The following is a 20,141-nucleotide window of genomic DNA, read 5'->3' on the forward strand; positions in this document are numbered from 1 at the left end:
GTGGCTGGACTGCCGTGCGGAGACTGGATTGGCAATGCCCTCGCTCGCTGGCCGAGCACCGGTGGGGCAGCGAGCGCAGCGAGCCTTGAACCCGTGAAGAAAGTTGTTACTCAGCGACTGGTGGGATGTGCCAGAGCGGGCCTTGGTATTGCTCCGGGCGGCTGCTGAGCAGGAGGGCTCTGAGGTCCTGGCGCTGCCTGCCGTTGAGGTCGAGTGCTTCGGTGAGGCGGCGGAATGTCGTGTGGGTGACTCCGCGGGTGCGGGCCTGGGCCTCGAACTGGTCGAGTTGGCGGAGAGTCGTCTCGGGGTCGAGTTTCTGCTCAGGCTGGGTGCTGAGCCAACTGGCCTTGTTGCGCTCGTAGTCGATCTCGGAGTAGCCGCAGATTTCGCGGCTGTGCTGCTCCACCTCGTCGAGGGTTTCCGTAACGAGGATGGCGCGGGCGAGCTCGTTGCGGGTGAGGGCGTCGTCCAGGTCGGCTTCGTGGACCGTCGGTCCGTTGTCGGTAAGGGGGACCGGGAGGCCGGCGTCGCGGACCTCGCACAGGCCGCGGATTCCTCGGGCTGTGGCTGCCAGCATGGCCGTCGCTTCCGAGGGGTGCCATTCCAGGACTGAGCTGACCGGCTCGACGTGTTCGGCATTGAGGGTCAGGAGCGTGGGGCCCATGCGGTCGCGCAGGTCCTCGGCGGGGATCTCGCCGTCGAGGCCGGGGCCTGCCACCAGCAGCCGTACAGGCGCGTTGACTTGGCAGCACGCTGCGAGCGTGAGGGCATCGGCGAGTGGGCTGCGCAATGTCGGTTCGTCGCCCCTCGCGAGGATGTCGCCTCCCACGTCCAGCAGGTCGATCGACTCGGGCTCCAGATGCTGGATGAGTTCTTCGAGCTGACGCGTGATGCCCTCGGCACCGTGGTGCGGATCGATCAGGGCGAAGGCCTGCGGGAGCTCCGCAGCGAGCCGCGGGAGGGTCGAGCCTGCGGGAGCTACCGGACGGGCATCGCCGGGTACCACCTGGACGCTTCTCGTCAGAGGGCGCAGGCCGGTGAAGCTCGCGGGACCTCGGGGGCCCGGGACCGGGTCGACCAGGAGGCGATCCCACGCGTAGGTGAAGACAACCGCTGGGCCCTCGTCGCCGTATAGGGCGGCGTCGAGCATTGCGGCGGCGACTGCGTCGCCCCCTCCACCTGCTGCCACGATCAAGCGCGTCACCCGCGTCAGCGTACGGGCTAGCGGCCTGGCCACTCACCCTATAGTGGCCAGAGGTAATAGCCACTTAGGGAAGGGCTCGGATGCCGCAGATTGAAGAGACCCAGCCCAAGTACCTGCAGATCGCGCATCACATCCGCGATCAGATCTTGCGCGGTGACTTGCGGCCGGGGGATGAGGTTCCGTCGGAGAGGCAGCTGGCGGCCGCCTGGAACGTGTCGCGGCCCACGGCTGCGCGCTCGCTGGAAGCCCTGAGTCATCAGGGCCTCGTCGAGAAGCGGCAAGGATCAGGAACGTACGTCCGCAGTCTGCAAGTGAACAGGCGGGCACGGGAGTTGTACGGCCGGGCCAGGCAGACGGGCAAGATCTACACGCCGGGCGAGTACGCGGTCATCACCTCGGCGGGCTGGTTGGACGCTCCCGACTACGTCGCCGAGGCGCTGAACCTGGCACCCGGCAGTCGTGCCGTGCAACGCCGGCGGGTGACCAGCAACGAGTCCGGGCCGATCACGCTCTCTACGTCGTGGTTCGCTGCCGCGGTCGGTGAGCGGGCGCCAAAGCTGCTGGAGCCGGACCGGATTCGGGAGGGCACTTTGATGTACGTCGAGAGCATGACGGGACGTCAAGGCAGCTACGCCGAGGATCGGATGTGCGCCCGAGTGGCCACTGAGGAGGAGGCTGCCGACCTCAAGTTGGCTGCCGATTCGGCTGTGTTGATCGTGCATCACATCGTCTTTGACATGCAGGATCGTCCGCTTGAGTTCGCCGAAGCGACCTACCCGCCTGGGCGTTGGGCCTTCGAGCAGGGCTACCCGATCACGTAGAAACCTGTGGCGCTGTCTGCGAACCACTTGCGCACGCCAAGTGGCCAATGCCACTATCCAGTAAGTGGCTAAGGCCACTTACGGAAGGGGCGCGGACGTGATCAAAGACGGCGCAGGGTTAGCGCGCGACGCGCATGCGCCATGCGTAGGTTGCCGGGGCCGAGGCTGGAAGCGCGTAGGTTCCCGCTCCGCCCTGGCAGCCTCCGCGGCTGACGGTCGCGCTCGCACTACGTCCAAGCGGCGCTGTCTCGACTGCGACGGCACCGGTAGGGAGCAGTGAAGCGCATGACTGATGCCGATGAACGGCGCGACGAAACGGGCTCCGGCCCGGTCTCGATCGGTCGCATGACCCTCTATCCGGAACCCGAATCAGTCGCTCGGGCCCGCCGGTGGTTCCGGAAGTTCCTGGATCCGTACGACCTGTCGTGCTCGCTCGACGACTGCGTCTTGATGATCTCCGAACTCGTCACTAACGCGATCCTGTACGGGGAGGCGGAGGAAGAGTGGCGGGTGCGCGTCGAGTGGTGGCGCGTGAATGCGGCGCTGCGGGTCGACGTCCACAATCCCGGATTTCCGGCGCACGTCAGGATGCGGCAGCCGACCGCCGACGAGGCGCACGGGCGCGGACTCTGCCTGGTCAATGAGCTGTCGGACTCATGGAGCGCTCGGCCCAGTCCCTTCGGCGGCACGGTGGTGTCCTTCCTCGTCGACGGCGCCTGGAAGTCGTGACCCTCGTCGGTCTTGCACGCGAGCTAGCCTGCATGCGTGCAAGCTAGCTAGACTGGTTGACCAGTTGACTAGGCCAATCCGGGACGGCGACGCTATGGCGTACGAAGTGGCTGCACCCAAGTACGTGCGGCTGGCGCAGGCGCTCCAAGGTCGGATCGAGGACGGCACGTACCCGCCCGGCACCCTCATCCCGAGCGAGAACCAGCTCGTCCAAGCCTTCGGCATGTCGCGACCGACGGTCGTTCGGGCCCTCGAACTCCTCAAGCGGGATGGTTGGCTTGAGTCCCGGCAGGGGTACGGCACCATCGTGCGCGGCCGGCCGGAAGCCGTCGAGCAGAAGATCCGGCGTGGTCGCGAAGTGCTGGAGCGCGACGAGTCCCAAGCTGCGGGCCGCCTGGTCGAGGTGAGGGAAGTGCCCGTGCCTCCGCGTGTGGCTTCGCTGCTCGGCGTACCCAGGCGGGTCAAGGTCCTCGTGCGGCGGCTGCTGATCGAAGATGAGGGCGAACCGTTCGAGCTGGCCTCGTCGTACTTCCCTGCAAGTCTGGTCCACGGTACGGACCTTGCCGGCCCCGCGCCCATTCAGGGCGGCCTCCGCGAGCACCTGGAGTCGCGGAAGCGCGTGCGCTTCGACCACGTGACGGAGCGCGTTTCCGCTCGACTGGCGACCAAGGAGGAGGGCGAACTTCTCGGCATGGCTGCCGGGGACGCGCTGCTCAGTGTGCTCGTCGTGGCCTTCGATGCGTCCGGGCAGGCCCTCCAGGTGACCGATGTGCTGCTGCCGGCGGACCGGCAGGAACTCGAAGACACGTACCGGCTCGGCTGAGATCCACCAACTGATCCATCCAGTACGCCACTTGAATCACTTGACAAGTCAACCTGGCATCCCTAACTTCGAACTTGCTAAGTCAACCTGTCAGGTTGGCAGGTGCCCACACAGAGGAGAAATTTCAGTGCGTGTGATGCGAATCGACGCCTCGACGGCCACGATCCTGATGACGGAAGCTCCGGCGCCGAAGCTGCGAGACCGGCAGACCGGTGAGATCGCCAAGGACGCCGTAACCGGCGAGGGTCTGATGACGATCGGCGTCGTCTACATCGACCAGGGGGAGTCCTCCTTGATCTCGGTGACCGTTCCGCAGAGCGGCGTCATGGACGGGCTCGCCGTGGGTGCGCCCGTCTCGCTGCCGGGCCTGGTCGCCCGGCCGTGGGAGAGCGTCTTCAACGGTCAGGCTCGTCACGGCATCGCCTTCCGTGCGACTGCGATCGCTCCCGGCGCGTACCCGGCCGGGCAGGAGGGCTGATCCCGTGGCTGACCTGGTGACGCTCGCCGAACTCGGCGGAGCACTTACCGCCGTTGGCGGGGTGGCCTACACCCGCAAGGCTCACCCCGCCGTCTACTGGTCCATGGTCGGCCTGCCCCTCTCCACGGCGCGGCTGCTGGTCTCGTACGGCTCCACCATGGATGCGTGCGGGCTCACGGTTCCGCCGTCCCGTCTGCGGGCGCTTGCTGTCAGGGCGACCACTCGGCGCGACGTGCGCCCGGTCCCTCCCCGTCGCGGTCTGGTTCGCCCGACTGCGACGGGGCTCCGGGTACGGCTCCGCCTCGCCCCCGGGCAGGAGCCGGCCGACGTGGCTGCCTCGTGCGAACGGCTCAGGCACGCCTGGGGCGTTCACGCCGTGCACGTCCGGAGCATCAAGCCGGGTGTCGTCGAGCTGCTGCTCGTAGGCTTCGACGTGCTGCGGGACGTGAAGATGCCGCGTCGGGTGGAGAGAGACCTACTCGCCGTACCCGTGGCTCTCCGGGAGGACGCGACGCCGTTCGTACGCGACTACCGGGCCATCCCTCACCAACTGGTCCTCGGAGCCACGCTCTCGGGGAAGTCCATGTTCCTTCGCAACCTGTTGGCGGCGCTGGCGGCTCAGCCCGTGGCGCTCGTCGGCATCGACTGCAAGCGCGGTGTGGAGCTCGCTCCCTTCACACCCCGGCTCTCGGCCCTGGCCACGGACCCCGATGAGGCCGCAGAGTTGCTGCCCGTACTCGTACAGGAGATGGAGGACCGGTACGACCTCATCCGGGCCCGGCAGAGCATCGCTCCCGGCGTTCCGGACGAGGAGATCACCTCCGATATATGGGGCTTGCCGGACGACGAACGACCCGCCCCGATCGTGCTCTTCGTCGACGAGGTCGCAGAACTCTTCCTCGTCGCCACACGTAAGGACGAGGAACGGCGCGACGAGATGGTCACTCAGCTGATCCGTCTCGCTCAGCTCGGACGGGCCGCGGGCATCTATCTGGAGGTCTGCGGGCAGCGCTTCGGGGCCGAACTGGGCAAGGGGGCGACCATGCTCCGGGCCCAGCTCACCGGCCGCGTGTGCCACCGGGTGAACGACGAGGCGTCGGCCAAGATGGCGCTCGGCGACATCGCTCCTGAGGCGGTGTACGTCGCGTCCGCCATCGCGCCCGAAGTGCCTGGGCTGGCGGTCGTCGGTGACTCGTCAGGCGGCTGGTCCCGCATTCGCACGCCGTACCTTTCCCTCTCCGACGCTGCGGCGACCTGCCGTGACTCGGCCCATCTCTCCCCGCACATACCAGCGTTGGAGTCTTTCCGGCCTCACGCCTCGGCGGACCTCAGTCCGGTAGCTGGCTGACCGTCCCATCCCCTCGGCTGGCGCGACCGCATCGCGCCGAGTCCCTACCCCCGCCATGCCCGAAACCGAAGGAGTCAGCCGTGCGTGCGCTGCCCGTTCCTGTCGACGCCGTACTGATCCAAGCGGTCATCGCCGCCGCGCTGTCCTTCGCGCATCTCCATGACCTGGCTGTGGCAGCGGGCCAGGACGGCTGGAAGGCGTGGGCCTATCCGGTCAGCGTCGACCTGCTGATGGTCGCTGCGTGGAAGCGGCTGCGGTCGGGGGGTTCCAGGGCCGCTGGCTGGTCATGGTTCCTGGTGGCCATCGCCGCGAGCCTCGGAGCGAACGTGGCCACCGCGGGACTGCTCGACCTCGACAACGTTCCGGCGTGGCTCCGGATCACCGTGGCGGGTTGGCCGGCGGTCGCCTTCCTCGGCGGCACGCTGCTCGCCCACGGGGCCAACGAGCGTACGGAAGCCGTCGACGAACCGGCCGCGCTGCCCGCTGACGAGCTGGATGCGCCCACACTGCCCGCGACTCCCGAAGCACTCCGCACGCCTGACCAGCTCCCGGCCGCTCTCGTCGACCACGCCCGGAAGGTCGCGGCGGAACACCGCACCCGCACGGGATCGCCGATCGACACCGCCACCCTTCGCGCCCGGCTCGGTGTCCCGATGCCGCTGGCCGAGGCCATCGCCGCCCAACTCACCTGACCGACAAGGAAACGCCGTTGCGTCCGTCCACGCTCCGCACGCTCAAGCGCGCGGCCGAACTGACCCGCCAGAACCACTTCGTTGAAGCCGTGCTCCTGGCCGAGCCGGTGATCCTCGGCGCCGACGAGCAGGAAGCCGCCGAGATCCGCCGCTGGCTCATCGACCACACCGCCCAACTCACCCAGGAAGGGACCCACTCATGCCCGCAAAGTCGCGCTTCCGACGCGTGATCCGCGTCGGCCCGGTCCAGGTCGGCACGTACTACGACGGCCGGGGCCGCGAGAAGCACGCCGCTGCCTGTACGGCTCCGCGGTGTGGCTTCTCCACCGACTTCGACAGTCGAGCCGCCGCCGAGCTGGCTGCCCGTACTCACCGCTGTTCCGTCCGCTGAGGAGCTTCCAGTGACCGTGAGTCTGCCGCTCGTCTTCGTCCTCGGCGTCATCGCCTGGGCTGCGATCAAGTTCCTAGGCATCCGCCTCTGGGTCGCTGTCGTGATCGCGCTCTTCGGCTTCTGGCTCTCCCAGACCTTCCTTGCACCGGCGATCGAGTCCGGCACGCGCTCCGGGGTCGACGTCGTCAACGGCACCAACAAGTGAGAGGAGAACTGCCGTGCTGTTCCGCCCGAAACTGCCCGACGCTCCGCCTGTCCCGACCGCGCACCTGATCACCTCGGCGCTGCCTGCCGAGCGGCAGCACTCCGCGGCCGTGTGCGCCTGCCAGCACGCTCCGGTGGCTCCTGCTGCCCGACCGGTCGCCCCTTACGCGGGCCTCGGCGTCGGGGCTGTCGCCGCCGTGCTCGTGGTCGGCGTCGTGCTGACCGCACTCCTGGCCACGGTCGCCATAACGGCTGTGTCCGTCTCCATCGCGGCCCTGGTGCTGCGCTCCCAGCTCAGCAGCGCGCGAACGCGCTGACCGGCCTGCCGGGGCGGCCTCGATACCGCCAAGCATCCCGCCGCCCCGGCAGGCACTGACCCTCCCGACCACTGTCGAAAGGACAGCTCCATTACTACCGGACACACTCCGCCCCCGCTCAAGGACCTGGGCGGGCTCGCCGCACTCGGCAACATGCCTGCCCTTGTCCGTCAACTGCGCGGCCTGGGCGGCTGCACGCACCCCGTGCGCCTCAACGGCCACCGCACCGAACACGAACTCAACCCGCGAACAGGTGAGATCGGCCGGGTCCTGCACCACCTCAACTCGGCAGAGCTCCCGGCCGGCCATCTCCTGGTGCGCTGCAACAACCGCCGGGCGACCCGCTGCGCGGCATGCGCAGAGGTCTACCGCCGGGACACCTACCAGTTGATCACCGCCGGACTGCGGGGCGGCAAGGGAAGCCCCGAGACGGTCGCCCAACACCCCAGGGTGTTCGCCACGTTCACCGCGCCCGGCTTCGGTCCTGTCCACAACCGGCCCACCGGTCGGCGCGGAACCGTACGGCCCTGCAGGTGCGGTGCACTGCACGACCAGGACGACGACGTGCTCGGCGTCCCGCTCGACTCGGCAACGTACGACTACGAGGCCGCCGTGCTGTGGAACGCTCACGCGGGGATGCTCTGGCGGCGCTTCTCCATCTACCTGCGCCGCGAGATCGCCAAGCGCGCCGGGCTCACCCAGCGGGACTTCCCGAAAGCCGCCCGAGTGTCGTTCGCCAAGGTGGCCGAGTACCAGAAGCGCGGCGCGGTCCACTTCCACGCGGTGATCCGAATCGACGGCCCGGAGGGTAGCCAGAGCGCCCCTCCGGCCTGGGCAACTGCTGAGCTGCTCACCGACGCGATCCGAGCTGCTGCTCGCCATGCGGTGGTCAGCGGGCCCGTGGTCGACGGCCGGCCGCACGCCTTCAGGTTCGGTCGGCAACTCGACGTACGCCCGATCCGCTCGGCCGACTTCGAGGGCCCGGCCGAACTGACCGAACGCGCCGTCGCGGCGTACATCGCCAAGTACGCCACTAAGGGCGCTGAGGCAGCGACCGGGACCCTGGACCGCCCGATCAAGTTCTTGGCCGAGCTGGCCCATGCGCGCATCACGGACCACGCCGCGCAGATGATCCGCACCGCCTGGCGACTTGGCGCCCGCAAGGACCTGGCTGAACTGCGGCTGAGGGCCTGGGCCCACATGCTCGGCTTCCGCGGCCACTTCTCGACCAAGACGCGCCGCTACTCCACCACCCTCGGCGCGCTGCGCAATGCCCGAGCGGAATGGAGGCGCGCCCAAGCGCTCGCCGCCCTGCCCGAGGAATTCCGTTCGGTCGAGGTCGACCAGGACGACGAGACGACGTATGTCGTCGCCCACTGGGCTTTCGCCGGTATCGGCATGACCCGCGGCGAGGAATGGCTATCCGCCTCACTCGCCCCCGCCCTCGGTACGGAAGGAGAACCCACCCATGTCTGAGCGGCTTCTGACCGTCGCGCAGGCTGCCGAGCGGCTTGGTACGAGCGAACGCTTCCCCCGTCGCCTGATCGCCGAACGACGCGTGACCTTCGTCAGGGTCGGTCGGCACGTCCGCATCCCGGAAGGCGCTCTTTCGGCGTTCATCGATGCCAACACCGTTCAGCCGGTCCGTCGCCGGCGCTCTCGCTACGGGAGGGCTGTCTGATGGCCAACAAAAAGGGCAGGCGGCGCACGTTCGGTGCAGTACGGAAGCTGCCATCCGGCCGCTACCAGGCTCGTTATCCGGGCGCAGACGATGTGATGAGGCCTGCTCCCGAGACCTTCGAGACTGCCCGTGACGCTGACGACTGGCTCGCCGAAAAGCAGACTGAGATCCGGCGGGGCGATTGGCAGGACCCAGACGCTGGTGCCGTCAATTTCGAGGAGTACGCGCTTCGCTGGGTCAAGGAGCGTCGGCTCTCCGACACCACAGATGAGCTGTACAGGCGGCTGCTGCGGCTTCACATCCTCCCCACCTTCCAAGCTCTGAACCTGGACGAGATCACCGGGCCGCGTGTGAGGAGTTGGCGATCGGAGCGTCTTGACTCGACCGGTGCCGAAACCACGGTCGCCAAGAGCTATCGGCTCCTCAAGGCCATCTTGGAGACGGCCTTCGAGGATGAGCTGATCCGCCGGAACCCCTGCCGTATCCGGGGAGCTGGAAAGGAGTCCGCGGCTGAACGGCCGGTCGCCTCGGTCGACCAGGTCGATGCGCTTGCCGACGCACTCGGGCCCCGCTGGCGGCTGATGGTTTACCTCGGCGCGTATGGACCGCTCCGGCCTGAGGAACAGGCCGAGCTCCGCCGGAAAGATGTGGACCTCGACAACCTGACCGTTCGCGTCCGGCAGGCCGCTCCGGAGCTGACTTCCGGTAAGCGGGCTGAAGGACCGACCAAGTCCGAGGCGGGCAAGCGCCTCGTCGTCCTGCCGGCCTTTCTTCACACCGAGCTGCGACGGCATCTCGACTGGTACGCCGAAAAGGGTCCGGACGGGCTGCTGTTCGTGGGGGAGAAGGGCAAGCCGTTCCGGCGGTCCACCTTCGGGCGGAAATGGCGCAAGGCCCGTGGCACGGTCGGCCTTCCTGACGGCTTCCGCTTCTACGATCTTCGTCACACCGGGCACACCCTCACGACCCGATCCGGGGCGACGCTCAAGGACACGATGGTGCGCGCCGGGCAGTCGACGGAACGCGCCGCGCTGATCTACCAGCACTCCGATCTGGAGCGTCAGAAGGAGGTCGCTGCCGGGCTTGACCAGCTGGTCCGTGGGCAGCGCAAGGCGGCGGACGATCAAGCATCTGGCACGGATCTGGCACGAGACGCTTAGACCGGTCTAGACAACAACAAAGCCCCGGGCCGCTGGCCTGGGGCTTTTCTATGGAGCGGGTGACGGGAATCGAACCCGCGCTCTGAGCTTGGGAAGCTCATGTTCTACCATTAAACTACACCCGCGTAGCGAGCCGTCGACCGGCACCGCATCGGCGCACACTCTACCTCATCGCAGGCCCCCGGCGAATGACGCCGCGGGGCCTGTGTGCTCTCCCGTGGGCCCGATGTAGCTGCGGGGCGCGGGAGTTGAGGCGTACCTTTGAACGACGGAGTGCCGCTCGTGGGTGCGTCCTGTTCATCCCTTAATGTGGGCGTTCGTCCGCATTCTTGGGGAAGGGACTCGATGGACTTGATGGAGCGCACCGTCGTCCGCTGTGCCGAGGGGCACGTCTTCACTACCGCTTCGTTCCCGATGCAGCAGCTCGGCGCCGATCGGATCGGGCCCGGGCGGCTCATCCGGTGTCCGCGTTGTGCTCGGCTTCGGAATGTCGTGCCTGTGGAGCCGGTCAAGCGGTAGGGAACGCGGCGGTCAGGGGGCGCGTGGGGCTGTCCGATTGGGGTGGGCCCGCGCGCTCTGCGTATCCTCGGGGCGTGCTTCTCTCTGACAAGGACATCCGGGCCGAGATCGACGCCGGACGGGTGCGCATCGACCCGTACGACGAATTCATGGTGCAGCCCTCGAGCATCGATGTGCGGCTCGACCGCTACTTCCGGGTGTTCGAGAACCACCGCTATCCGCACATCGACCCCGCCGTCGAGCAGTCGGATCTGACGCGGCTCGTCGAGCCCGACGGCGATGAGCCCTTCATCCTGCACCCCGGGGAGTTCGTGCTCGCCTCGACGTACGAGGTCATCTCGCTGCCCGACGACCTCGCCTCGCGGCTCGAGGGGAAGTCCAGCCTCGGGCGGCTCGGGCTCGTCACGCACTCGACCGCAGGCTTCATCGACCCCGGGTTCTCAGGGCACGTCACGCTCGAGCTGTCGAATCTCGCGACGCTGCCGATCAAGCTCTGGCCCGGGATGAAGATCGGCCAGCTGTGCATGTTCAAGCTGAGCTCGCCGGCCGAGTCCCCGTACGGGAGCGAGCGCTACGGGTCCCGCTACCAGGGGCAGCGCGGGCCCACGGCCTCGCGGTCGTTCATGAACTTTCACCGGACGCAGGTGTGAGCAATGAGTGATGTCCGCGAGAACCTGACGTACGAGGGGTTCGGCGGCGCGATCCGCGAGCTCGCGCAGACCATCGCCGACGACGGCTACGAGCCCGACATCGTGCTCTCCATCGCGCGCGGCGGGGTGTTCGTCGCCGGTGGACTGGCGTATGCGCTGGACTGCAAGAACATCCACCTGGTGAATGTGGAGTTCTACACGGGAGTCGGTACGACGCTCGAAATGCCCGTCATGCTCGCGCCCGTACCGAACACCATCGACTTCTCGGACAAGAAAGTCCTCATCGCCGACGACGTCGCCGACACCGGCAAGACGCTGAAGCTGGTGCACGACTTCTGTGTCGACCACGTCGCCGAGGTGCGCAGCGCCGTCATCTATGAGAAGTCGCACTCGCTGGTCAAGTGCGAGTACGTCTGGAAGCGCACCGACGAGTGGATCAACTTCCCCTGGAGCGTCGAGAAGCCCGTCGTGCAGCGATCTGGGCAGGTCCTGGACGCCTGAGTGCCGCCCGCTCATGACATGCCTGCGGAAAAGGCCCCTACCGGCGCGGTAGGGGCCTTCACGGTCGTACGGGTCAGATCGTGCCCAGCTTGATGATCGACAGCAGGGCGATCAGCTGGATCGCCGACGCACCCAGCGCCTTCGGCCACGGCAGATCGTGCGACTTGCTCACCATCGAGGTGAACAGCGCGCCCGCCGCCAGCCATGTCGCCCAGCCCAGCCCCTGCACCAGGGCGTTCTCGCCGCCCAGGAAGAGGGCGAAGACCAGGCGCGGGGCGTCCGTGATCGACATGATCAGCATGGAGAGGCCGACCGTCGGCTGCCACGCGCCGTCGCCGCCGAGCTGGCGGGCCAGGGTGTGGGTCACCGCGCCCAGGATCATGCCGCCGATGACGAACGCGACCGCCGTCGTCAGTACGTACGGGATGGCCGTGGAGATCGTCGCGTTGATCGTCTCCTCGCGGGCCTTGTCGAAGCCGAACAGCGCGAGCAGGCCGTACAGGAACGTGACGATCAGCGCTGGGCCCCACACGGGGTAGTCGCGCATCTGCCAGAACGTCGGGCCCGGGCGCAGCACGATGCCGCTCAGCAACTGCTTCCAGTGCAGGCGCGGGCCGGCCGGCGCGGGGGCAGCGCCCGCGCGGTAGGTCGCGCCGTTGCCGTACGGGTCCTCGTCGACGCTGAACGCCTGGGTGTGACCAGGGTTGTTGGCCGCGTACGGGTCGGGTGCGGCGGGGTGCTGCTGGTACGGGCCCCCGAAGTACTCCGGTTCGCCGTACGGGCCTTGGGCGCCCCGTGGTTGCTGATGGCCGCCGCCGCCCGCCTGGGGCCAGTTCGGCGGTGGTTGCTGCTGCGCATACGGCGGTGCCGCATGGCCGCCGCCGCCTCTGTAGGGCGGCGGTGCCTGCTGCGGTTGCTGCTGCTGCGAGGTGCGGTTGTCCCGGCCGCGTCCGATCCTGAATCCAGCCACGTAATCGAACGTACCCGGTCCGCGTCCGCCAGGTGGCAGGAGACCGGGAACGGGGGTGCCTTTGCGGCTGAGCTGTGACATCCCCTAGGGGAACCCTGAAGGGGATGCGTACCGGGTAATCCCGCCCCTTGAAACAGGTAAGCGGCCGGTTCTGCCTCGGGGCAGATCCGGCCGCTTACCTGTACTTACAGACGCACGAACTACTTCACTGGTTCAGGCTCCGGCGCGCCCGCCGGCTCCTCGTCGTTCGCCGGGTCCGCCGGAGGCGTGCGCACCGAGTCGAGCAGCAGCTGCGCCACATCGACGACCTGGAGCGATTCCTTCGCCTCCCCGTCGTTCTTCTTGCCGTTCACGGAGTCCGTGAGCATGACGAGGCAGAACGGGCACGCCGTCGACACGATGTCCGGGTTGAGGGACAGGGCCTCATCCACGCGCTCGGTGTTGATGCGCTTGCCGATCCGCTCTTCCATCCACATGCGCGCGCCGCCGGCGCCGCAGCAGAAGCCGCGCTCCTTGTGGCGGTGCATTTCCTGCTGACGCAGCCCGGGGACCTTGTCCATGATCTCGCGCGGCGGCGTGTAGATCTTGTTGTGCCGGCCCAGGTAGCAGGGGTCGTGGTACGTGATCAGACCCTCGACCGGGGTCACGGGGATGAGCTTGCCCTCGTCGATCAGGTGCTGCAGCAGCTGCGTGTGGTGGATGACCTCGAACTCGCCGCCCAGCTGCGGGTATTCGTTCGCGATCGTGTTGAAGCAGTGCGGGCAGGTCGCGACGATCTTCTTCGACGACTTGGGCTTCTTCGTCGACGGGTCTTCGTCGTCTTCTCCGTAAGCCATGTTCAGCATGGCCACGTTCTCCTGGCCGAGCTGCTGGAACAGCGGCTCGTTGCCAAGACGGCGGGCCGAGTCACCCGTGCACTTCTCGTCGCCGCCCATGATCGCGAACTTCACGCCCGCGATGTGCAGCAGCTCCGCGAAGGCCTTCGTGGTCTTCTTCGCCCGGTCCTCCAGCGCGCCCGCGCAGCCGACCCAGTACAGATAGTCGACCTCGGACAGGTCCTCGACGTCCTTGCCGACGATCGGGACCTCGAAGTCGACCTCCTTGGTCCACTCCACCCGCTGCTTCTTGGCGAGACCCCAGGGGTTGCCCTTCTTCTCCAGGTTCTTGAGCATCGTGCCCGCCTCGGACGGGAACGCGGACTCGATCATCACCTGGTAGCGGCGCATGTCGACGATGTGGTCGATGTGCTCGATGTCGACCGGGCACTGCTCCACGCACGCACCGCAGGTGGTGCAGGACCACAGCACGTCCGGGTCGATGACGCCGTTCTCCTCGAGCGTCCCGATCAGCGGGCGCTCGGCCTCGGCGAGAGCCGCCGCCGGGACACCGGCCAGCTGCTCCTCGGACGCCTTCTCCTCGCCCTCCATCGTCTTGCCGCCGCCGGCCAGCAGATACGGGGCCTTGGCATGCGCGTGGTCGCGCAGCGACATGATCAGCAGCTTGGGCGAGAGGGGCTTTCCGGTGTTCCAGGCCGGGCACTGCGACTGGCAGCGGCCGCACTCCGTACACGTGGAGAAGTCGAGGATGCCCTTCCAGGAGAACTGCTCGACCTGGGAGACGCCGAAGACGTCGTCCTCGCCCGGGTCCTCGAAGTCGATCTCCTTGCCGCCGCTCGTCATCGGCTGGAGCGCACCCAGCGCCGTCGAGCCGTCCGCGTTCCGCTTGAACCAGATGTTCGGGAAGCCGAGGAAGCGGTGCCAGGCGACACCCATGTTGGTGTTGAGCGAGACCGTGATCATCCAGATCAGCGAGGTGCCGATCTTGATCATCGCGGTGAAGTAGATCAGCGTCTGGAGCGTGGAGACGCTCAGGCCGTCGAAGGTCAGCACCAGGGGGTACGAGACGAAGTACGCCGGCTCGTAGTGCTCCACGTGGTGGATCGCGCCCTCGAGCCCGCGCAGGGCGAGGATCGCGAGTCCGATGGTGAGGATGACGTACTCGACGAAGTACGCCTGCCAGGCCTTGGAGCCCGCGAAGCGCGACTTGCGGCCGGCCCGCGACGGCAGGTTCAGCAGCCGGATCGCCATCAGGATGACGATGCCGACGACGGTCATCAGACCGATGAACTCGATGTACATCTCGAACGGCAGGAAGCCGCCGATGATGGGCAGCGTCCAGTCGGCCTGGAAGAGCTGGCCGTATGCCTGCGCCAGGGTGGGCGGCAGGGTGAGGAAGCCGATCGCGACGAACCAGTGGGCGAAGCCCACGATCCCCCACCGGTTCATCCGGGTGTGGCCGAGGAACTCCTTGACCAGGGTGATCGTGCGCTGCTTCGGGTTGTCGGTACGGCTACCCGCAGGCACGGGCTGGCCGAGCCTGACGAACCGGTAGATCTGCGCGACTGCTCGGGCGATGAGCGCAACGCCGACCACGGTCAGGACCAGCGACACGATGATCGCGGCGAGTTGCATTGGGGGCTCCTCGGGCCTGCGAGGTGGGGAATCCAGCACTACTAAGCGGTAACTTATTCAGTTCGATGCTGAGGGTACCCACTTATTCCGCCGCACTGTAGCCGGGCAGCCGGTGATCTGTGTCGCTCAGGCAACCCTGACCGGGCGGGCCGCGCGGCGTCCGGCGAGGGCGGTCGGCAGGGTGCGGGCCAGGATCAGCATGTCCAGTCCCAGCCAGTGTTGCTCCACATAGTGCAGATCGAGCACTGCCATCTCCTCCCAGGGGAGTTCCGAGCGGCCGCTGATCTGCCACAGCCCGGTGATTCCGGGGCGTACGCCGAGCCGTGCCCGGTCCGCGTGGTCGGAGTCGTCCGGGCCCGTCGGCCGCGGGCCGACCAAGGACATCTCGCCGCGCACCACATTGATCAGCTGCGGGAGGGCGTCCAGGAAATAGCGGCGCAGCAGTGGTCCGACGGGAGTGGGGCCAAGATCGCCCGACCGCTTCGTACGGAACGTCAGCATCGCAAACGAACGGCCGCCCAGGCCGGTGCGGTCCTGCCGGGTCAGGATGCCGCCGGGGGAGGTCGCCGCGACGGCGGCGGCGACAGCGAGCAGCAGGGGGGACAGGAGAAGCAGCAGAATCAGACAGCCCGCCAGGTCGACGGCTCGCTTCGCAGGCATGGATCCAGGCCCTTCATCACGATCTTCATCACGATCTTCACGATCTTCGTCACGATTGGTGTCTCTTGACCGTTTTTTGCGGCTATGACTCTCGCAGATGAAGGCCGGTTGAGCCGAAGCGCCACGCGTGTGCCACGGTGGCCGCGCAAGCTGCACGTAAGCGCCGGATAAAAGTTGAGTGGGGTCGACTCATGTCTGTTGACTCGTTGGAGCGGGTCATGCATCCTTGAGCCAGATCCACTCAAGTAGTCAGCTGGAGGAATTGAAATGGCACGTGCGGTCGGCATCGACCTGGGCACGACTAACTCCGTCGTCAGCGTTCTGGAGGGCGGCGAGCCCACCGTCATCACCAACGCCGAGGGTGCCAGGACCACGCCGTCCGTCGTCGCCTTCGCGAAGAACGGTGAGGTGCTGGTCGGCGAGGTTGCGAAGCGTCAGGCAGTCACGAACGTCGACAGGACCATCCGGTCGGTCAAGCGCCACATGGGCACCGACTGGAAGATCGAGCTCGACGGGAAGACCTTCAACCCGCAGCAGATGAGCGCCTTCATCCTGCAGAAGCTGAAGCGCGACGCGGAGTCCTACCTCGGCGAGAAGGTCACCGACGCGGTGATCACTGTCCCGGCGTACTTCAACGACTCCGAGCGCCAGGCCACCAAGGAGGCCGGCGAGATCGCGGGTCTGAACGTCCTGCGTATCGTCAACGAGCCGACCGCGGCCGCCCTGGCCTACGGCCTGGACAAGGACGACCAGACCATTCTGGTCTTCGACCTCGGCGGCGGCACCTTCGACGTCTCGCTGCTGGAGATCGGCGACGGCGTCGTCGAGGTGAAGGCCACCAACGGTGACAACCACCTCGGTGGTGACGACTGGGACCAGCGCGTCGTCGACTACCTGGTGAAGCAGTTCGCCAACGGGCACGGGGTCGACCTGTCCAAGGACAAGATGGCTCTGCAGCGTCTGCGCGAGGCCGCGGAGAAGGCGAAGATCGAGCTGTCGTCCTCGACCGAGACGACGATCAACCTCCCGTACATCACGGCCTCCGCCGAGGGCCCGCTGCACCTGGACGAGAAGCTCACGCGCGCCCAGTTCCAGCAGCTCACCACGGACCTGCTCGAGCGCTGCAAGACCCCGTTCCACAACGTCATCAAGGACGCCGGCATCCAGCTGTCCGAGATCGACCACGTGGTGCTGGTCGGCGGCTCGACCCGGATGCCCGCCGTCGCCGAGCTCGTCAAGGAGCTGACCGGCGGTCAGGACGCCAACAAGGGTGTGAACCCCGACGAGGTCGTCGCCATCGGCGCCGCCCTCCAGGCCGGTGTCCTCAAGGGTGAGGTCAAGGACGTCCTGCTCCTCGACGTGACCCCGCTGTCCCTCGGTATCGAGACCAAGGGCGGCATCATGACCAAGCTCATCGAGCGCAACACCACGATCCCGACCAAGCGTTCCGAGATCTTCACGACGGCCGAGGACAACCAGCCGTCCGTGCAGATCCAGGTCTACCAGGGCGAGCGTGAGATCGCGGCGTACAACAAGAAGCTCGGGATGTTCGAGCTGACCGGTCTGCCGCCGGCCCCCCGCGGGGTCCCGCAGATCGAGGTCGCCTTCGACATCGACGCCAACGGCATCATGCACGTGACGGCGAAGGACCTGGGCACGGGCAAGGAGCAGAAGATGACCGTCACCGGCGGCTCCTCGCTGCCGAAGGACGAGGTCGACCGGATGCGCCAGGAGGCCGAGCAGTACGCGGACGAGGACCACCGCCGCCGCGAGGCCGCCGAGACCCGCAACCAGGGCGAGCAGCTCGTCTACCAGACGGAGAAGTTCCTCAAGGACAACGAGGACAAGGTCCCGGGCGAGGTGAAGACCGAGGTCGAGATCGCCGTCGGCGAGCTGAAGGAGAAGCTCAAGGGCGAGGACACGGCCGAGATCCGCACGGCGACCGAGAAGCTCGCCGCGGTCAGCCAGAAGCTCGGCCAGGCCATGTACGCCAACGCCGCGCCCGACGGTGCCGCCGCTGCCGGAGCCGACGCCCCGGCCGGCGAGCAGGCCAAGGCTGAGGACGATGTCGTCGACGCCGAGATCGTCGACGACGAGAGGGACGCGAAGGGTGGTGCCGCGTGACGGAGGAGACCCCGGGTTTCGACGAGAAGCCTGACGTCCCCTCCGGCGCCACCTCTGACGACGCCGCCGAGTCCGCCGAGTCCTCCCAGAAGGAGGGCGCGGCGGCCTCGGCAGGGGACGCAGCAAAGATCGCCGGCCTGACGGCGCAGCTGGACCAGGTCCGTATGGCGCTCAGCGAGCGCACGGCGGACCTCCAGCGGCTCCAGGCCGAGTACCAGAACTACCGCCGTCGTGTGGAGCGCGACCGGATCACGGTCAAGGAGATCGCCACGGCGAATCTGCTGACCGAGCTCCTGCCCGTGCTCGACGACATCGGCCGCGCCCGTGACCACGGGGAGCTGGTGGGCGGGTTCAAGTCGGTCGCCGAGTCCCTCGAGACGGCGGCGGCCAAGATGGGCCTGCAGCAGTTCGGCAAGGAGGGCGAGCCCTTCGACCCGACGATCCACGAAGCCCTGATGCACTCGTACGCACCGGATGTCACCGAGACCACGTGCGTCGCGATCCTGCAGCCTGGGTATCGCATCGGCGAACGGACCATCCGCCCCGCGCGGGTGGCGGTGGCCGAGCCCCAGCCGGGTGCGACCCCGGCGGCAGGCAAGGAAGAGACGGTGAACGACGAGGAGAGCGGTGGCCCGGACGAGGGCTGACGCAATGATCGTCCGAGAGGAGGGACGTCGATGAGTACGAAGGACTTCGTCGAGAAGGACTACTACAAGGTCCTCGGCGTCCCCAAGGACGCCACCGAGGCCGAGATCAAGAAGGCGTACCGGAAGCTCGCCCGCGAGTACCACCCGGACGCCAACAAGGGCGACGTCAAGGCGGAGGAGCGCTTCAAGGAGATCTCCGAGGCCAATGACATCCTCGGCGACCCCAAGCGGCGCAAGGAGTACGACGAGGCACGCGCTCTCTTCGGCAACGGTGGCTTCCGCGCACCCGGGTCCGGCGGTCCCGGTGGCTCCTTCAACTTCGACCTGGGTGACCTCTTCGGGGGCGCCCAGGGCGGCACGCAGGGTGGCGCCGGGGGCTTCGGCGGCGGTATCGGCGATGTATTCGGCGGCCTGTTCAACCGTGGCACCGGCACGGGTACGCGTACCCAGCCGCGCCGCGGCCAGGACATCGAGTCCGAGGTGACGCTCAGTTTCACCGAGGCGGTCGACGGGGCCACGGTCCCGCTGCGGATGTCCAGCTCGGCGGCGTGCAAGGCCTGTTCGGGCACCGGCGACAAAAACGGTACGCCCAGGGTGTGCCCGACCTGTCTCGGCACCGGCCAGGTCTCGCGCGGCGGCAGCGGCTCCTTCTCGCTCACCGACCCGTGCGTAGACTGCAAGGGCCGCGGGCTGATCGCGCAGGACCCCTGCGACGTGTGCAAGGGCAGCGGGCGCGCCCGCTCCTCGCGCACCATGCAGGTCAGGATCCCCGCGGGCGTCTCCGACAGCCAGCGGATCCGGCTGCGCGGCAAGGGAGCCCCGGGCGAACGGGGCGGCCCGGCGGGCGACTTGTACGTCGTCGTGCATGTCGACCCGCATCCGGTCTTCGGCCGCAAGGGCGACAACCTCACGATCACCGTCCCCGTCACCTACGCGGAGGCGGCGCTCGGCGGCGAGGTGAAGGTGCCGACCCTGGGCGGTCCGCCGGTCACGCTGAAGCTGCCCGCCGGGACGCCCAACGGCCGTACGATGCGGGCCCGCGGCAAGGGCGCACTCCGCAAGGACGGCACCCGCGGGGACCTGCTGGTCACCGTCGAGGTCGCCGTGCCCAAGGACCTCGGCGACAAGGCGAAGGAAGCGCTGGAGGCCTACCGCGAAGCCACCGCGGACGAGGACCCGCGGGCCGAGCTGTTCCAGGCCGCGAAGGGAGCATGAGATGGACGGCCGGACCGGACGCAGCCGCAATCCCTACGAGCTGACCGAAGAGTCGCCGGTGTACGTCATCTCGGTGGCGGCCCAGCTCTCGGGCCTGCATCCGCAGACTCTTCGGCAGTACGACCGGCTCGGTCTGGTCTCCCCGGACCGCACCGCGGGCCGGGGCCGGCGCTACTCCGCCCGCGACATCGAACTGCTGCGCACCGTCCAGCAGTTGTCGCAGGACGAGGGCATCAACCTGGCCGGAATCAAGCGCATCATCGAACTGGAGAACCAGGTCGCGGCGCTCCAGCAGCGGGTCGCAGAGCTGTCGACGGCCGTCGAGGGCGCGGCGGCGGCGATGCAGCAGCGCGAAGCCCAGGTGCACGCCTCGTACCGGCGCGATCTCGTGCCGTACCAGGATGTGCAGCAGGCGAGCGCGCTGGTGGTCTGGCGGCCCAAGCGGTCTGAGTAGGGCAGGAGTTGTACGGCCGAAGGGGCCGGAGAGCGCGTCGCTCTCCGGCCCCTTCCGTATGCGCCAGATGATCAATTTCGGG

General features: G+C 67.8%; 23 protein-coding genes and 1 tRNA gene. 19 read left to right on the forward strand and 5 right to left on the reverse strand.

The genetic code is table 11. The features are described 5' to 3' along the window. Positions 1–106: 106 nt before the first annotated feature. Positions 107–1,204, reverse strand: a complete 1,098-nt coding sequence (locus ACH492_RS28420) for a DUF1152 domain-containing protein (RefSeq protein WP_398990517.1) — start codon at positions 1,202–1,204, stop codon at positions 107–109. 80 nt (positions 1,205–1,284) lie between these two features. Between ACH492_RS28420 and ACH492_RS28425 the strand changes: the two genes are divergently transcribed. The 13 genes from ACH492_RS28425 to ACH492_RS28485 all read left to right on the forward strand — a co-directional run bounded on the left by ACH492_RS28425 (position 1,285) and on the right by ACH492_RS28485 (position 9,848). Beyond that, positions 1,285–2,025 (forward strand): GntR family transcriptional regulator, encoded by a 741-nt coding sequence (locus ACH492_RS28425; protein WP_398990518.1) that lies wholly within the window; start codon positions 1,285–1,287, stop codon positions 2,023–2,025. 285 nt (positions 2,026–2,310) lie between these two features. Continuing rightward, positions 2,311–2,754, forward strand: a complete 444-nt coding sequence (locus tag ACH492_RS28430; RefSeq protein ID WP_398990519.1) for an ATP-binding protein — start codon at positions 2,311–2,313, stop codon at positions 2,752–2,754. 94 nt (positions 2,755–2,848) lie between these two features. After that, positions 2,849–3,577, forward strand: a complete 729-nt coding sequence (locus tag ACH492_RS28435) for a GntR family transcriptional regulator (protein ID WP_398990520.1) — start codon at positions 2,849–2,851, stop codon at positions 3,575–3,577. Positions 3,578–3,704: 127 nt separating this feature from the next. Continuing rightward, complete coding sequence (locus ACH492_RS28440; protein ID WP_398990521.1) at positions 3,705–4,055, forward strand: hypothetical protein; 351 nt, start codon at positions 3,705–3,707, stop codon at positions 4,053–4,055. A 4-nt stretch (positions 4,056–4,059) separates the two neighbouring features. Continuing rightward, the gene (locus ACH492_RS28445) at positions 4,060–5,403 is read left to right on the forward strand and encodes an FtsK/SpoIIIE domain-containing protein (protein ID WP_398990522.1); all 1,344 of its coding nucleotides are present in this window, start codon (positions 4,060–4,062) and stop codon (positions 5,401–5,403) included. Between the two features lie 80 nt (positions 5,404–5,483). After that, complete coding sequence (locus ACH492_RS28450; protein ID WP_398990523.1) at positions 5,484–6,095, forward strand: DUF2637 domain-containing protein; 612 nt, start codon at positions 5,484–5,486, stop codon at positions 6,093–6,095. Between the two features lie 17 nt (positions 6,096–6,112). Further along, positions 6,113–6,325: a hypothetical protein gene (locus ACH492_RS28455; RefSeq protein ID WP_398990524.1), complete on the forward strand. Its 213-nt coding sequence runs from the start codon at positions 6,113–6,115 to the stop codon at positions 6,323–6,325. After that, positions 6,295–6,486, forward strand: a complete 192-nt coding sequence (locus ACH492_RS28460; protein ID WP_398990525.1) for a mobile element transfer protein — start codon at positions 6,295–6,297, stop codon at positions 6,484–6,486. The genes ACH492_RS28455 and ACH492_RS28460 overlap by 31 nt, the downstream gene beginning before the upstream one ends. A 10-nt stretch (positions 6,487–6,496) precedes the next feature. Beyond that, positions 6,497–6,691: a hypothetical protein gene (locus ACH492_RS28465; protein WP_142214576.1), complete on the forward strand. Its 195-nt coding sequence runs from the start codon at positions 6,497–6,499 to the stop codon at positions 6,689–6,691. A gap of 16 nt (positions 6,692–6,707) precedes the next feature. Further along, on the forward strand, positions 6,708–7,007 hold the full coding sequence (locus ACH492_RS28470) for a hypothetical protein (protein WP_398990823.1): 300 nt from the start codon (positions 6,708–6,710) through the stop codon (positions 7,005–7,007). 153 nt (positions 7,008–7,160) lie between these two features. After that, positions 7,161–8,483 (forward strand): replication initiator, encoded by a 1,323-nt coding sequence (locus ACH492_RS28475; RefSeq protein ID WP_398990526.1) that lies wholly within the window; start codon positions 7,161–7,163, stop codon positions 8,481–8,483. After that, positions 8,476–8,688, forward strand: a complete 213-nt coding sequence (locus ACH492_RS28480; RefSeq protein ID WP_398990527.1) for an excisionase family DNA-binding protein — start codon at positions 8,476–8,478, stop codon at positions 8,686–8,688. The genes ACH492_RS28475 and ACH492_RS28480 overlap by 8 nt, the downstream gene beginning before the upstream one ends. Further along, entirely contained in the window at positions 8,688–9,848 is a 1,161-nt protein-coding gene (locus ACH492_RS28485) for a tyrosine-type recombinase/integrase (RefSeq protein WP_398990528.1), read from the forward strand. The genes ACH492_RS28480 and ACH492_RS28485 overlap by 1 nt, the downstream gene beginning before the upstream one ends. Before the next feature lie 51 nt (positions 9,849–9,899). On the opposite strand, the gene ACH492_RS28490 is transcribed toward ACH492_RS28485, so the two are convergent. Then, a tRNA-Gly gene (locus ACH492_RS28490) sits at positions 9,900–9,973 on the reverse strand. A gap of 468 nt (positions 9,974–10,441) precedes the next feature. Between ACH492_RS28490 and dcd the strand changes: the two genes are divergently transcribed. Together dcd and ACH492_RS28500 are read left to right on the forward strand one after the other, a co-directional pair. Next, positions 10,442–11,017, forward strand: coding sequence for a dCTP deaminase (gene dcd / locus ACH492_RS28495; RefSeq protein ID WP_398990529.1), 576 nt, complete (start codon positions 10,442–10,444; stop codon positions 11,015–11,017). Positions 11,018–11,020: 3 nt separating this feature from the next. Then, positions 11,021–11,518: a phosphoribosyltransferase gene (locus ACH492_RS28500; RefSeq protein WP_398990530.1), complete on the forward strand. Its 498-nt coding sequence runs from the start codon at positions 11,021–11,023 to the stop codon at positions 11,516–11,518. A gap of 73 nt (positions 11,519–11,591) precedes the next feature. Here the strand turns inward: ACH492_RS28500 and ACH492_RS28505 are convergent, their stop codons facing one another. The 3 genes from ACH492_RS28505 to ACH492_RS28515 form a co-directional block, all read right to left on the reverse strand. After that, on the reverse strand, positions 11,592–12,488 hold the full coding sequence (locus ACH492_RS28505; RefSeq protein ID WP_398990531.1) for a Yip1 family protein: 897 nt from the start codon (positions 12,486–12,488) through the stop codon (positions 11,592–11,594). Positions 12,489–12,688: 200 nt separating this feature from the next. Beyond that, positions 12,689–14,959 carry a heterodisulfide reductase-related iron-sulfur binding cluster gene (locus tag ACH492_RS28510; protein ID WP_398990532.1) on the reverse strand — a complete coding sequence of 757 codons (2,271 nt, stop codon included), beginning with the start codon at positions 14,957–14,959 and terminating at the stop codon, positions 12,689–12,691. Positions 14,960–15,085: 126 nt separating this feature from the next. After that, positions 15,086–15,619, reverse strand: a complete 534-nt coding sequence (locus tag ACH492_RS28515; RefSeq protein ID WP_398990533.1) for a sugar transferase — start codon at positions 15,617–15,619, stop codon at positions 15,086–15,088. 267 nt (positions 15,620–15,886) lie between these two features. On the opposite strand from ACH492_RS28515, the gene dnaK reads away from it, so the two are divergent. Genes dnaK through ACH492_RS28535 form a run of 4 tightly spaced genes read left to right on the forward strand, consistent with a single transcriptional unit; the run spans position 15,887 to position 20,059 of the window. Further along, the gene (dnaK, locus tag ACH492_RS28520) at positions 15,887–17,743 is read left to right on the forward strand and encodes a molecular chaperone DnaK (protein ID WP_398990534.1); all 1,857 of its coding nucleotides are present in this window, start codon (positions 15,887–15,889) and stop codon (positions 17,741–17,743) included. Continuing rightward, a complete protein-coding gene (gene grpE / locus ACH492_RS28525) occupies positions 17,740–18,390 on the forward strand; it encodes a nucleotide exchange factor GrpE (protein WP_398990535.1) in 651 nt (216 codons plus the stop codon). The genes dnaK and grpE overlap by 4 nt, the downstream gene beginning before the upstream one ends. A gap of 30 nt (positions 18,391–18,420) precedes the next feature. Then, positions 18,421–19,605 carry a molecular chaperone DnaJ gene (gene dnaJ / locus ACH492_RS28530; protein WP_398990536.1) on the forward strand — a complete coding sequence of 395 codons (1,185 nt, stop codon included), beginning with the start codon at positions 18,421–18,423 and terminating at the stop codon, positions 19,603–19,605. Between the two features lies 1 nt (position 19,606). Then, positions 19,607–20,059 carry a heat shock protein transcriptional repressor HspR gene (locus ACH492_RS28535; RefSeq protein WP_398990537.1) on the forward strand — a complete coding sequence of 151 codons (453 nt, stop codon included), beginning with the start codon at positions 19,607–19,609 and terminating at the stop codon, positions 20,057–20,059. Positions 20,060–20,141: the final 82 nt, after the last annotated feature.

It is taken from the genome of Streptomyces sp. NPDC019443 (assembly GCF_044389785.1).
Taxonomy (GTDB): domain Bacteria; phylum Actinomycetota; class Actinomycetes; order Streptomycetales; family Streptomycetaceae; genus Streptomyces.

Excerpts from the sequence above, each read along its gene's own strand:
- ACH492_RS28425 (WP_398990518.1), top strand. The coding sequence starts at position 1,285 with ATGCCGCAGATTGAAGAGACCCAGCCCAAGTACCTGCAGATCGCGCAT.
- ACH492_RS28430 (WP_398990519.1), top strand. The coding sequence starts at position 2,311 with ATGACTGATGCCGATGAACGGCGCGACGAAACGGGCTCCGGCCCGGTC.
- ACH492_RS28435 (WP_398990520.1), top strand. The coding sequence starts at position 2,849 with ATGGCGTACGAAGTGGCTGCACCCAAGTACGTGCGGCTGGCGCAGGCG.
- ACH492_RS28460 (WP_398990525.1), top strand. The coding sequence starts at position 6,295 with ATGCCCGCAAAGTCGCGCTTCCGACGCGTGATCCGCGTCGGCCCGGTC.
- ACH492_RS28475 (WP_398990526.1), top strand. The coding sequence starts at position 7,161 with ATGCCTGCCCTTGTCCGTCAACTGCGCGGCCTGGGCGGCTGCACGCAC.
- ACH492_RS28480 (WP_398990527.1), top strand. The coding sequence starts at position 8,476 with ATGTCTGAGCGGCTTCTGACCGTCGCGCAGGCTGCCGAGCGGCTTGGT.
- ACH492_RS28485 (WP_398990528.1), top strand. The coding sequence starts at position 8,688 with ATGGCCAACAAAAAGGGCAGGCGGCGCACGTTCGGTGCAGTACGGAAG.
- ACH492_RS28500 (WP_398990530.1), top strand. The coding sequence starts at position 11,021 with ATGAGTGATGTCCGCGAGAACCTGACGTACGAGGGGTTCGGCGGCGCG.
- ACH492_RS28510 (WP_398990532.1), bottom strand. The coding sequence starts at position 14,959 with ATGCAACTCGCCGCGATCATCGTGTCGCTGGTCCTGACCGTGGTCGGC.
- ACH492_RS28515 (WP_398990533.1), bottom strand. The coding sequence starts at position 15,619 with ATGCCTGCGAAGCGAGCCGTCGACCTGGCGGGCTGTCTGATTCTGCTG.
- dnaK (WP_398990534.1), top strand. The coding sequence starts at position 15,887 with ATGGCACGTGCGGTCGGCATCGACCTGGGCACGACTAACTCCGTCGTC.
- dnaJ (WP_398990536.1), top strand. The coding sequence starts at position 18,421 with ATGAGTACGAAGGACTTCGTCGAGAAGGACTACTACAAGGTCCTCGGC.
- ACH492_RS28535 (WP_398990537.1), top strand. The coding sequence starts at position 19,607 with ATGGACGGCCGGACCGGACGCAGCCGCAATCCCTACGAGCTGACCGAA.